This window comes from Haladaptatus sp. W1 (genome assembly GCF_001723155.1).
GTDB classification, from domain to species: domain Archaea; phylum Halobacteriota; class Halobacteria; order Halobacteriales; family Haladaptataceae; genus Haladaptatus; species Haladaptatus paucihalophilus.
The window spans coordinates 1-12,224 of the sequence record NZ_MEIH01000386.1 but is presented as its reverse complement, the minus strand read 5'-3'; the positions used below and the strand labels follow the sequence as shown (position 1 = coordinate 12,224).

Below are 12,224 nucleotides of genomic sequence, written 5' to 3'. Positions count from 1 at the left end.
TTTTTATCTCTGATATATTAGTGTTGGTGAGTGAGATGTCACTTCAAAGCAAAGCCTCGACGTGGGGATGAGCGACCACACAGCAGTCGCTTGCGGAACTGAAATCGGGAAAATGCTCGGTCAGGGATTTGAACCCTGGTCCTCGGCTCGAAAGGCCAAGATGATTGGCCGGACTACACCAACCGAGCGTCCTACGCTTCTTCGCACTCATTGCTTTCTGGTGGACTAGTTTAAACCTTCCGTTATCGACCGACAGCGGGCGGATTCCGCGTCAATCGGTGCCATCCCTTGTGGGAAGGGATAGCAGTTTACTTCCCTTCGAACTCGGGTTCCTGCTTCCCCATGAAGGCGGTGATGCCTTCCATCAGGTCGTCGGTGGCCATCAGGTGGCCGAACGCTTGGGCTTCGATTTCGAGCCCGGCTTCCGTGCTCTCCCAGCCCTTGAGCATCGCGCGCTTCGTGAACTTCTGGGCGATGGGCGGGCCGCCCGCGAGGTTCGCGGCGAGTTCGAACGCGCGGTCCTCGAACTCGTCAGTCGGAACGACCTCGTTCACGAAGCCGTAGTCGGCCATCGTCTCGGGCTCGAAGCGGTCGGCCGTGAAGATGATCTCCTTGGCTCGACCCTCGCCGACGATGTGCTGGAGGCGCTGGGTGCCGCCCCAGCCCGGCAGGAGGCCGAGGTCGTGTTCCGGTTGTCCGAGTTCGGAGCGCTCGCTGGCGATTCGGAGGTCGGCGCACATGGACAGCTCCATCCCGCCGCCGAGACAGTAGCCGTCGATTCCGGCGACCACCGGCATTGAACAGGATTCGAGTTTGCCGAACGTTTCCTGACCCTTGCGCGAGAGTTCGATGGCTCCAATCGGGTCGGCACCGCCCGCGGCCATGCTCTGGACGTCCGCACCGGCGGAGAACGCCTTGTCACCCTCGCCCGTGATGAGGACGGCGCGAACCTCGTCGTCCGCCTCCAACTGGTCGATGGCTTCGGACAGTTCGTCGAGTAGTTGCCCGCTGATGGTGTTCATGCGGTGCGGGCGGTCGAGGACGATTTGCCCGACCATCTCGCCCGGCTTCTCGATGCGGATGGCCTCGAACTCGATGCCCTCGTCCTCGGTCTGGTCGGCGAAGCCGCCGACGTCGGCGCGCTCTTCGAGGTAGTCCGCGGGCTCGTACCGCGCCGCACCGGTCTCTTCGTGGAGGGATTCGAGCGTTTCGAGCAGGGTGTCCAGTCCGGCGTCGTCGGCCATCCGGGCCGGGCCTTCGGGGAAGCCAGCGCCGAGCATGACCGCTTCGTCTATCTCGCTCGCGGGCGCGACGTCGTTGCCGACGAGGTTCGCCACCTCGTTCGCCATCACGGCCTGCAGACGGAGTACGATATCCTCGCTTCCGGCGTCGGTCGGGATATCGACGCCGCCGTTCTCGTAGTCGTAGAACCCCTCGCCGGTCTTCTTGCCGAGGTCGCCTTCCTCGACCTTCTCGGCGAGGAGCGGACACGGCTCGTAGGCGTCGCCGAGCACCTCGTGCATGTATTCGAGGACGTGGTAGCCGACGTCGATGCCGACCTGATCCGCGAGTTCGAAACTACCCATCGGCAGGCCTATGTCGAACTTCGTTGCGCTGTCGACTTCCTCGACGGTGGCGTCGCCGGACTCGACGATCCACGCTGCCTCGTTCATCAGGGGGACGAGCACGCGGTTGACGATGAATCCGGGGCTGTCCTTGCGCACGCGAACCGGCGTCTTGCCCATCTCCTCGGCCAACTCCTCGGTCACGTCGAGAACGTCCTCGTCGGTGTGTTCACCCGTGATGACTTCGATGAGTTGCATCCGAACCGGCGGGTTGAAAAAGTGCATCCCGCAGAACCGCTCGGGGCGGTTCGTCACCTCTGACAGTTCAGTTATCGAGAGGCTGGACGTGTTCGTGGCGAAGATGGCTCGGTCGGGTGCGTACTCCTCGAGCTCGCCGTACACGTCCTTCTTGATGGCCATCTTCTCCGGGACGGCCTCGATAACGAAGTCGGCGTCGGAGACGGCTTCCTCGAAGTCCACGAGGGGCGTCACGCGGTCGAGCGCGGCGTCGGCCTCCGCCTCGCTGATTTGCTCTTTCTCGGCGAGTTTGTCGAGGCTCCATTCGATACTCTCGTAGCCGTTCTGGACGAACTCGTCTTTGATGTCGCGCAGGTTCACGTCGAATCCCGCGAGTGCGGCGACTTCCGCGATTCCGTGGCCCATATTGCCAGCTCCGAGAACCGCTATGGTGTTGATATCTTCGAGCTCCATGTAAGAAACCTCGTTACGGGGGTGTTTCAACGTTTCTCTCTCCGAGCTAATAAACAGTCTCCCAGTTTATATCCGGTTACAAAACGATTTATTCGTTGCCCCGTAACTCATGCACATGGACTTCGAGCTGACAGACGAGCAGCAAGCCATCCGTGACGAAGTGCGGCGGTTCGCAAAGAACGAGGTCGAACCCATCGCGAAGGAGTACGACCAGAAGGAGAAGTATCCGTGGGAGATCATCGACAAGGCGGCCGAGATGGGTCTGACCGGCGCGAACATCCCCATCGAGTACGGTGGCGCGGGCTACTCGCCCCTCGAAGTCGCCATCATCGTCGAGGAACTGTTCGCCGTGGACCCCGGTATCGGTCTCTGCATCACGAGCACGGCCTTCGGCGGGGACGCCATCCGCGAGTTCGGGACCGAAGAGCAAAAAGAGAAGTATCTCGCGCCGGTCGCGGCGGGCGATGCCGTCATGGGAACCGCCATCAGCGAACCCGACACCGGCTCGGACGTTTCCTCCGTCTCCACGACCGCCGAGAAGGACGGCGACGAGTGGGTCATCAACGGCAACAAAATGTGGATCACGAACGGGTCCATCGGCGACTACTTCGTCGTCATGACGAAGACCGACCCCGACGCCGACGACCGCTACGCCGGGTTCTCTCAGATTATCGTCGAGTCCGACCGCGACGGGTTCGAGGCCGACAAGATAACGGGCAAACTCGGTATCCGCGCCTCCGACACCGCCGAACTCATCTTCAACGACGTGCGCGTTCCCGAGGAGAACCTCGTCGGCACGCGCGGCATGGGCTTCCTCCAACTCATGCAGTTCTTCGACGAAACACGGACGGCAGTCGCCGCGCAGGGTGTCGGTATCGCCAAGGGTGCCTGTGAACGCGCGCTCGACTACGCCCAAGAGCGCGAGCAGTTCGGGCGTTCCATCAGCGACTTCCAAGCCATCCAGCACAAACTCGCCGAGATGCACACGAAGACCGAGGCCGCGCGTAATCTCACCTACAAATCCGCGTGGAGCGTCGCCAACGGCGACGGGCAACTGACCCAACTCGCCTCGATGGCGAAGGAGTTCTCCTCGCGCGTCGCGGTCGAATGCGCCGACGAAGCGGTCCAGATTCACGGCGGCTCGGGCTACGTCAACGACTTCGACGTGGAACGACTCTACCGCGACGCGAAGATTACCCAGATTTACGAGGGCACGACGGAAATCCAGAAGAACATCATCGCCCGCGAACTGCTCGGCAAAGGGTTCTGACGACCCACCGAACCATACCTAGGTGTGTAGGCATCGTTCTTTTGCGTTTCTCTCGTAACAATGCTAGTAACGATGAGTTCCAACTCGACTAGTGTTACAGGCACGAATTCGGAGGATGACTGGGGTGGACCGGACGAGCTCGATACGATAATGGAGGTCCTCTCCGACCATCGTCGCCGATACGTTCTCTATCACCTTCGAAACAGCGACCATCCCGTCGAACGCGAGGAACTCGCCGAACGAATCGTCGAGTGGGACGACCGCACGACGGAGCACGACGAGGAGGGCGTTCTCACGGAATTGCGTCATAAACATCTCCCGAAGATGGAAGCGGACGGTATTATCGACCGAGAGGGTGAGAACGTCCGGTTCGACGAGCCGAACATGCCGATAGAGTCGTACCTCGACCTCGCGGTCGAGTTGGAACCCTCGGAGAGTTTCTAGTCACCATCGAGACGGCTGTATCGCTTCAGCGCGGCGCCACCACGACGCAGCGAACGAGGACCCGACTTCGAACCTGTTTTCGCGGAAGCCATCCTCGCCCGCGAGTGTCGTCCCGTCGCGTTCATTTCCGTCGTATTCGTTCCAGTCGTCTGGACACGCGTTATCACCGTCGCCTAGACACGCGTTATCTGTTGCCGGAATGCATAATATTAAAACAGGGAAAAATTGATATATACTGGAATGTCACAAAAACCAACTCGACGCTCCTTTTTGAAAGGTGCAGGGGTAGCCCTCGCAGGGCTGACGATGACGGTACCGACGGTTTCCGCGAGTTCGTCGGAAGACCGATACATTCTCGACCTCCGCTCCGTGAGCGAAAGCGATTTGGGCGATGTCGAAGTCGTCCACCGACTCGACCAAATCGACATCGCCGTCGTCAGGGCCGACGACGCGAAGATGAGCGGAACTCGATATTCGAAGGACGTAGAGATGACTGTCACGTTCCCCGAGGTGGAACATCACGGGGACGAACACGACCGACACAAGCGGATGAGCGACCCGTTGTATCGACTTCAGTGGGACAAACAAGCGCAGGACGTTCCGCGCGTTCACCGCAGGACGCGCGGTGAAGGGACGCGCGTTTCGGTCATCGACTCGGGTGCGTTCGAAGACCATCCGGACCTCCAACACGCGCTCAATACCGACCTCTCGAAGAACTTCACCGATGACGGCGGTGACTTCAATCCGGTCGAGAGCGACCACGGAACGCACTGCTCGGGTATCATCGCCGCTGACGGGTCGAACGAGGATGGCGTTATCGGCACCGCGCCGGACACCGACCTCGTTGCCCTTCGCGTGTTCACGGGACCGTTCGCCACCTTCGGCGACATCGTTGCCGCGATGGTGTACAGCGCGGACATCGAGTCCGACGTGGCGAACATGAGCCTCGGCGCGTACCCGCTCCCGAACGATTCCGATACGGCACTGCTACAGGAGACTATCGAGCGTGCGTCGGGATACGCGAACGAGAACGGGACGCTCCTCGTCGCGGCGGCGGGGAACGATTCGGCCAACCTCGACGCCGACGGCGACGTGATCAGCCTCCCGAACGAGGCCGACAACGTGATGAGCATCAGCGCCACCGGTCCCATCGGCTTCCTCTGGGACGACGAACAGCGCAAGGAGAATCACGAGGAAAAACGCGGCCACGGCGGTTGGCATCACGGCCGACATCACTACTGGCGGGCGCTGCATCACCTCCGTAAACCGACGTACGAACCCGCCTTCTACACCAACTACGGGGCGGAAGCCATCGACATCAGCGCCCCGGGCGGAAACTTCGACCAGGACGCACCCGAGGACGCCAACGCTCAGTACGACTTGGTACTGAGCACGGTCTTCGAGTGGGGCGACGAGGACGACGACGCGGACATGGTCCCCGCGTACGGTTGGAAGGGAGGAACGAGCATGGCGTCGCCGCAAGTCGCGGCGGTCGCCGCGCTCGTCAAGAGCGTCAACCCGGACGCGACGCCCGGCGAAGTGCGCGAACACCTCGAAGCCACGGCCCGTGACCTCGACGACCCGACCTACCACGGCGAGGGTCACCTCGATACGAAACACGCCGTGTGGCGGCGAATCCGCGACCACGACCACGGTCACGGCCATGGCGATGACCACGGTCACGGTCACGATGATGACGATCACGACGGCGACCACGGACACGGCCACAACGACTGATAGTTCGGACTCGCGGTGAACGCGACGGAACGACGGCAACCACGTTTTCTCTCCGCTTCAGATACGAGCACAAGCGACCGCCGCATCGGAAGCGTTCTCCGCTCTCTCGAAGCGTTCTCCGCTCTCTCGAAGCGTTCTCCGCTCTCTCGAAGCGTTCTCCGCTCTCTCGAAGCGTTCTCCGCTCACTCCGATTCGTACTCGGCCCAGATGTATCGGGTCGCAACCGAGCGGTAGGGCCGCCACCGCTCGCCGATTTCGCGCATCTCCTCGCGCGTCAGTTCCTCACCGTCGCCGTACAACTGCTGAATTCCGCGCCGAACCGCGAGGTCTCCGAGCGGAAGGATGTCCTCCCGTTCCAGCACGAACAATAGGTACATCCGTGCGGTCCAGTCGCCGACGCCTTTGATTTCGGTCAGCGCGTCCACGACCTCCTCGTTCGAGTGCGCGGCCAGCCCTTCCGCGGTGAAATCGTTCTGCCGGAACGCGCGCGCCGCGTTCTTCAGGTACTGGACTTTCGTGCGCGAAAGCCCGGCGTCCCGAAGGTCGGCGGCGGCGGCGTCCAGCACCGCCTCCGGCGTCACCTCGCCGAGCAGGGCGAAGACGCGCTCTTTCACCGCCGCGGCGCTCGCCGTCGATAACTGCTGGTTGATGATGGAGATACAGAGCCGTTCGTACTCCGTCCAGTTCGATTCCGTGTACGGGTCGTGCTTGTCGAGCAGTTCCGCCATCACGGGGTCCTCGCGGAGGACACGGTCGGCGCTCTCGGCATCCGCTTTTGTCCCGTCACGGGAAGGTTCCATACTGCCCAGCGGTACGAATCCGAGCGTAAAAAACGGCGTGCTTGGCGACGTCGGGCCGACCTCGCGTTCACATCGTCCTCGAACGCGGTCGATTACCCTTCCTGTTCCTCCTCTTCTTCCATCTCGGCCTCCTCCTCGCCGTCGACGCGCCGCCGAACGTCCACCTGATAGTGTTCGAGGATGTCGCGGCCGAGGAGGACCGGGTAGTCCATGTGACTTCGGTCCTCGATGCTCGCGGTGACGGTGTGGCGGTTGCCGCCGACGCCGATAACCACGTCGACGACGGGACGCGACTTGCTCGCCTTTCGGCTCCCGGATTTGACGCGCGTCATGCTCTTGATTGGACCGGCACCGATTTGCGCCGCGAGTTTGGTGTCGATGCTCGACCGGGTGGCCCCCGTGTCGGATTTGGCGACGACAGTTTCCGACCCGCTCGTTCCGCTCACCAACACTTCCTCGGTGTAGCCGATGACGACGGGTTCGGTCGGCTCCGGGCTGCTGCTAACGGGTTTGCACGAGGGAATCGAATCGTCGAGCGTGGCGGTCAGTTCCTCGACGCGGGTGTCGTCCACTTCGCCGCCGCCCGCTTCGATAGCGGCCTTTGCGATGTACGGTGCCGCGCTCCGCCCGGTCGCCTTGTACAGCCCTTTGAACCCGGCCGTCGGGTTCACTTCGAGGACGTACCAGCCGTCGTGTCCCTCGATGAGGTCGACACCGGCGTAGTCGAGACCGATGACGTCCGTCGCTCGACGAGCGATATCCACCACGTCGTCGGGGAGAGCGTCGGTCATGTCCTCCACGTCGCCGCCGAGCGCGACGTTCGTTCGCCAGTCGTTCTCCGGCGCGTAGCGGTTCATCGCGCCGACGATTCGGTCGCCGACGACGTAGACGCGGAGGTCCCGGTGTCGTCCCTCGTCGCGCTCGATGAGTTCCTGGAGGAACGCCTGCCGCTCGCCGACGCGCGGATTGACCAACTCTTCCGCGCCGACCTTCCACGTCCCGCCGCCGTGGGTTCCGATGGCGGTCTTGTAGACCGCTTCCTCGCCGTACTTCGCCCGCCCGTCGTTCAGGCGGTCGGTGTCGAGCGCGAGCAGTGCATCCGGGACTTGGATGCCAGCGTCCGCGAGACTCGACGCGGTGGAGAACTTGTGAATCGCCGTCATCACCGCGTGTGGTCGGTTGAGAATCGGAACGAGAGAGTCGTATATGTTCGCAAGTCCGAGGGCTTCGGAGGGTTGTTCCGTATTGGACAGCAACAGCCGGTTCGCAACGACGTCGATGTCGGGTTCGAGCGTGACGTCTCCGTCCTCGATTTCGACCGCCGTGTTCTCGTGGCGAAGCCACTCCGGTTCGTGACCGAGGTCTTCGATGGCGTTGCAGATCGCTTTCGTTTCTTTGCTGTTGTGTAGACTGAGTACACCTACGCGAACGGGCGAACCGTCAGAATCCATGTTGGATACATTTCGTCCGTTCGGCCTTAAATCGTTCTCACTCGTTTTGAAGCGTCAACGGCTCTCACAGAATGGTTTCGGAATCAGACAAGTGTAGTAGTATGTTTTTATGCGGTGGTCCCCGAGTGACGTACATGACCGGGGACGAGGCGGAGCCGTTCACGTATAATGGCGGTATCGTGAAGCCGGGCGAGACGCAGAACATCCGGTACGGAATCAGCGAGACGTATCTCGGTGATCCGGTACGGATACCCGTCACTATCATCAACGGCGAGCATCCGGGGCCAACCATCTTCCTTTCCGCGGCGGCCCACGGGGACGAACTCAACGGTATCGAGGTCGTGCGCGAAGTCGCCTACGATTGGAACCACGAGGAACTCCACGGGACCATCGTCTGCATGCCCGTGCTGAACGTTCCGGGCTTTCTCGCCCAACAGCGATACCTCCCCATCTACGACCGCGACCTGAACCGCTCGTTCCCCGGCCGCGAGGATTCCACGAGCGCGAAGCGGATGGCCGACCAGATATATCGCAACTTCCTCGAACCGTGCGACCTCGGCATCGACTTCCACACGTCAACCCGCGGTCGAACCAATATGCTCCACGTTCGGGCGGATATGCAAGACCCCGACGTCGCTCGACTCGCACGAGCGTTCGGGTCGAACGTCATCATCTCCTCCTCCGGCCCGTCCGGGGCGCTCCGACGCGAGGCGTCCGAGGGCGGTGCGCCGACGATAACCATCGAGATGGGCGAGGCCCACCGGTTCCAGCGCAACTTCATCGACCAAGCGCTCGAAGGCGTGATGAGCGTCTTCGCGGAGTACGACCTCCATCCGGACGACCCGGTGAAGTGGCCCGGCTGGCGAACCGTCATCGACGACGAGAAGGAAAAAACGTGGCTCCGCGCGGACGCCGGTGGCCTCGTGGAAATGCACTACGACCGCGGCTCGCTCGTCTACGAAGGGACGCCTATCTGCTCCATCACGAACCCGTTCAAGACGGAACGCGAAATCGTCGAGGCACCTTTCACCGGCCTCCTCGTCGGCGTTCTGGAGAATCCCGTGGTGTATCCAGGAAACCCGCTCTGCCACATCGTCGAACTGAACGCGGACACCCGCCGGGCGCTGAAACGCGACCGGGCACACGCCGAAACCGAGGGCGACGTCCAACCGCCGGGATACGTGGGGGTACCCGAACTCGGCGAGCAGTGACGAGGCGGTGTCGTCGGCTCGAAAAAAGCGGCAACCTGTGAGTCGGCGAATCGTTGACAGCTATTTTTGCCGCCGAACGCGAGCCGACCACGATGCGGGTCAAACTTTCCCACGCTAGAGAGCCTCTCACGCGGAAATGCGAAACCACCGCTCGCCTCCGCGAGAGCTATCAGCGCGGACGCAACTTCCCGGAAAGAACGCGGACAGGTAGTAACTTCTATTTGCTCCCAGTACCGACCATCCGATTGGAATGAGTCAATCGTACAACCGGGGCCTCATCGAGGACTTCGGCCGATGGCGCGAGTTTTCGGCCGGGATGTGGGCCTGGATTTTCCACAAATTTACTGGGTGGGTACTCATCGGCTACCTGTTCACGCACATCGCCGTGTTGAGTACCGCCACGGCGAATCCGGGTACCTACACCGCAACGATTCAAGGTCTCGAAGAACTGACCATCGTCCGAATCGGTGAAGTGGGCCTGCTCGCCGTGGCCGTTTTCCACATTCTCAACGGCGTTAGACTCCTCTTCGTCGATCTGGGTGTCGGATTGGAATCGCAGGACAAGAGCTTCTACGCCTCGCTCATCGTGACGGCAGTCATCGTGTTGGCGAGCGTTCCGACGTTCATGCAGGGGGCGTTCTAAATGGCGGAGCGCTACTCCTCCTTCCAGAGCGGAAGCATGTCGTGGTTCCTCCAGCGCGTCACGGCGGCGTTCCTCGTCGTGGTGCTGGCGTTCCACTTCTTCATGCTCCACTTCGTCCACCACGCGCCCGAAGTGACGTTCGCGGGCACACAGGCCCGGATGTCCCAAATCGGGTACTTCCTCACGATGACGCTGTTCCTCATCACGGCGGCGTTCCACGGCGTCAACGGCGTCTACGCTGCCCTGATAAATCAGGGTCTCACGGGAAGTCGAAAGACCGCGGTCAAATGGGTTCTCGTCGTGGCTGGCGTCCTGCTTTCCGCGCAGGGAATCTACGTCGCACTCGTCATGAACGGGTTGATGTAAATGAGCACGCAACTAACCGAAGAATCAGAGAGCGAGACCGAAACCGAGCGCACTGAAACCCCCGGCGACCGCCGACGGGCGGAAAAGAAGGCCCGTCAAGGGCGGTCGTCGGAGGTGCAGGAGCCGACCGAGGCGGACGAGGAGACGGTCCACCTCAAGGTGTTCCGCTACGACCCCGAAGTCGAGGGCAAGATGGACCCCCGCTTCGACGACTTCTACGTCCCCTTCGAGAAGGGGATGACCGTCCTCGACGCGCTGATGTACGCACGTGACCGGTTTGACACGACGCTCACGTTCCGTCACTCCTGCCGACAGGCCATCTGTGGCAGCGACGCGCTGTTTATCAACGGCACGCAGCGACTCGGGTGCAAGACGCAGATTTCGGACTTGGACGGGCCGATTCGCGTCGAACCGCTCCCGCACGCCGAGGTCGTCAAGGACCTCGTTGTCGACATGGAACACTTTTACGACCAGATGCACTCGGTCGAACCCTACTTCCAGACCAACGACGAGCCGAGCGACGAACTGGAAGAACAGCGCCAGACCCGCGAAAACCGCGAGAAAATCAAGATGTCCACGCGCTGTATTTGGTGCGGTGCGTGTATGTCCTCGTGTAACATCGCGGCGGGCGACAACCAGTATCTCGGCCCGGCGGCGCTGAACAAGGCGTTCCGGTTCGCCATGGACAAACGCGAAGGCGAGGACATGAAGGAACACCGTTTCGAAATCCTCGACCAGGAACACGGCGTCTGGCGCTGTCAGACCCAGTTCTCCTGTACGAACGTCTGTCCGAAAGACATCCCGCTGACCGAGCACATCCAGGAGCTCAAACGAGAAGCGGTGAAGAACAACCTCAAGTTCTGGTAAGGCTAATTCAGACACAATGTACGAACACGACGTAATCGTCGTCGGTGCTGGCGGTGCGGGGCTTCGTGCGGCCATCGCGGCCCACGAGGAGGGCGCAGATGTCGCCCTCGTCACGAAGCTTCACCCCGTACGAAGTCACACCGGCGCGGCGGAAGGCGGTATCAACGCGGCACTGAGAGAGGGCGACGACTGGGAACTCCACGCCTACGACACGATGAAGGGGTCGGACTACCTCGGTGACGCCCCGGCAATCGAGACGCTCTGTCAGGACAGCCCGAAAGAGACCATCCAACTCGAACACTGGGGGATGGCGTTCTCCCGCGAGGACGACGGTCGCGTCTCCCAGCGCCCGTTCGGTGGACTCTCGTTCGCCCGAACGACCTACGCGGGTGCCGAGACGGGTCACCACCTGCTCCACACGATGTACGAGCAGGTCGTCAAACGCGGTATTCAGGTGTACGACGAGTGGTACGTGAGCCAACTCGCCGTCACGAACGAAGACGACCCCGAGGAACGCGACTGTCACGGCGTCATCGGCTACGACATCCAGACGGGCAACGTCGAGGGCTTCGTCGCCCGAGATGGCGTCATCCTGACCACCGGCGGTCTCGGACAGGTCTTCGACCACACGACGAACGCGGTTGCCAACACCGGCGACGGTGCGGCGATGGCATACCGTGCAGGCGTCCCGTTGGAGGACATGGAGTTCATCCAGTTCCACCCGACGACGCTCCCCTCGACCGGGGTTCTCATCTCCGAGGGTGTGCGTGGTGAGGGTGGTATCCTCTACAACAGCGAGGGCGAGCGGTTCATGTTCGAACACGGCTACGCGAACAACGAGGGCGAACTCGCGTCCCGTGACGTGGTTGCCCGCGCCGAACTGACCGAAGTGAACAACGGACGGGGAATCAACGACGAGTACGTCCACCTCGACATGCGCCACCTCGGCGAGGAGCGCATCATGGACCGTCTCGAAAACATCCTCCACCTCGCGGAGGACTTCGAGGGCGTCAACGCGCTCGAAGAACCGATGCCCGTCAAGCCCGGCCAGCACTACGCGATGGGCGGCATCGAAACCGACGAGAACGGCGAGACCTGCATCTCGGGACTGTACGCCGCGGGCGAGTGTGCCTGCGTGTCCGTCCACGGGTCGAACCGC

Annotated in this window: 11 protein-coding genes and 1 tRNA gene; 8 read left to right on the top strand and 4 right to left on the bottom strand. The window is 61.9% G+C overall.

What is annotated here, in order from left to right; translation table 11 throughout:
- Positions 1-113: 113 nt before the first annotated feature.
- A tRNA-Glu gene (locus tag BG842_RS24060) sits at positions 114-188 on the bottom strand.
- Between the two features lie 120 nt (positions 189-308).
- The gene (locus BG842_RS24055) at positions 309-2,276 is read right to left on the bottom strand and encodes a 3-hydroxyacyl-CoA dehydrogenase/enoyl-CoA hydratase family protein (protein ID WP_069452784.1); all 1,968 of its coding nucleotides are present in this window, start codon (positions 2,274-2,276) and stop codon (positions 309-311) included.
- Positions 2,277-2,391: 115 nt separating this feature from the next.
- On the opposite strand from BG842_RS24055, the gene BG842_RS24050 reads away from it, so the two are divergent.
- From BG842_RS24050 to BG842_RS24040, 3 genes are all read left to right on the top strand, one after another.
- The gene (locus BG842_RS24050) at positions 2,392-3,546 is read left to right on the top strand and encodes an acyl-CoA dehydrogenase family protein (RefSeq protein ID WP_069452796.1); all 1,155 of its coding nucleotides are present in this window, start codon (positions 2,392-2,394) and stop codon (positions 3,544-3,546) included.
- A 150-nt stretch (positions 3,547-3,696) separates the two neighbouring features.
- Positions 3,697-3,990: a hypothetical protein gene (locus BG842_RS24045; protein WP_069452783.1), complete on the top strand. Its 294-nt coding sequence runs from the start codon at positions 3,697-3,699 to the stop codon at positions 3,988-3,990.
- Positions 3,991-4,230: 240 nt separating this feature from the next.
- Entirely contained in the window at positions 4,231-5,727 is a 1,497-nt protein-coding gene (locus BG842_RS24040; protein WP_139136257.1) for a S8 family serine peptidase, read from the top strand.
- 182 nt (positions 5,728-5,909) lie between these two features.
- Here the strand turns inward: BG842_RS24040 and BG842_RS24035 are convergent, their stop codons facing one another.
- Both BG842_RS24035 and BG842_RS24030 read right to left on the bottom strand, forming a co-directional pair.
- The gene (locus BG842_RS24035; protein WP_069452781.1) at positions 5,910-6,527 is read right to left on the bottom strand and encodes a DNA-3-methyladenine glycosylase; all 618 of its coding nucleotides are present in this window, start codon (positions 6,525-6,527) and stop codon (positions 5,910-5,912) included.
- A gap of 92 nt (positions 6,528-6,619) precedes the next feature.
- Positions 6,620-7,978 carry a RimK family alpha-L-glutamate ligase gene (locus BG842_RS24030; protein ID WP_069452780.1) on the bottom strand — a complete coding sequence of 453 codons (1,359 nt, stop codon included), beginning with the start codon at positions 7,976-7,978 and terminating at the stop codon, positions 6,620-6,622.
- Positions 7,979-8,112: 134 nt separating this feature from the next.
- Between BG842_RS24030 and BG842_RS24025 the strand changes: the two genes are divergently transcribed.
- The 5 genes from BG842_RS24025 to BG842_RS24005 form a co-directional block, all read left to right on the top strand.
- A complete protein-coding gene (locus tag BG842_RS24025) occupies positions 8,113-9,189 on the top strand; it encodes a succinylglutamate desuccinylase/aspartoacylase family protein (RefSeq protein ID WP_069452779.1) in 1,077 nt (358 codons plus the stop codon).
- A 250-nt stretch (positions 9,190-9,439) separates the two neighbouring features.
- Entirely contained in the window at positions 9,440-9,832 is a 393-nt protein-coding gene (gene sdhC, locus BG842_RS24020; protein ID WP_007977571.1) for a succinate dehydrogenase, cytochrome b556 subunit, read from the top strand.
- On the top strand, positions 9,833-10,198 hold the full coding sequence (locus BG842_RS24015; protein WP_007977568.1) for a succinate dehydrogenase hydrophobic membrane anchor subunit: 366 nt from the start codon (positions 9,833-9,835) through the stop codon (positions 10,196-10,198).
- Positions 10,199-11,065 carry a succinate dehydrogenase/fumarate reductase iron-sulfur subunit gene (locus BG842_RS24010; protein ID WP_007977566.1) on the top strand — a complete coding sequence of 289 codons (867 nt, stop codon included), beginning with the start codon at positions 10,199-10,201 and terminating at the stop codon, positions 11,063-11,065.
- 16 nt (positions 11,066-11,081) lie between these two features.
- Positions 11,082-12,224: FAD-binding protein (locus BG842_RS24005; protein WP_139136256.1), on the top strand; the 1,143-nt coding region annotated here is incomplete at its 3' end.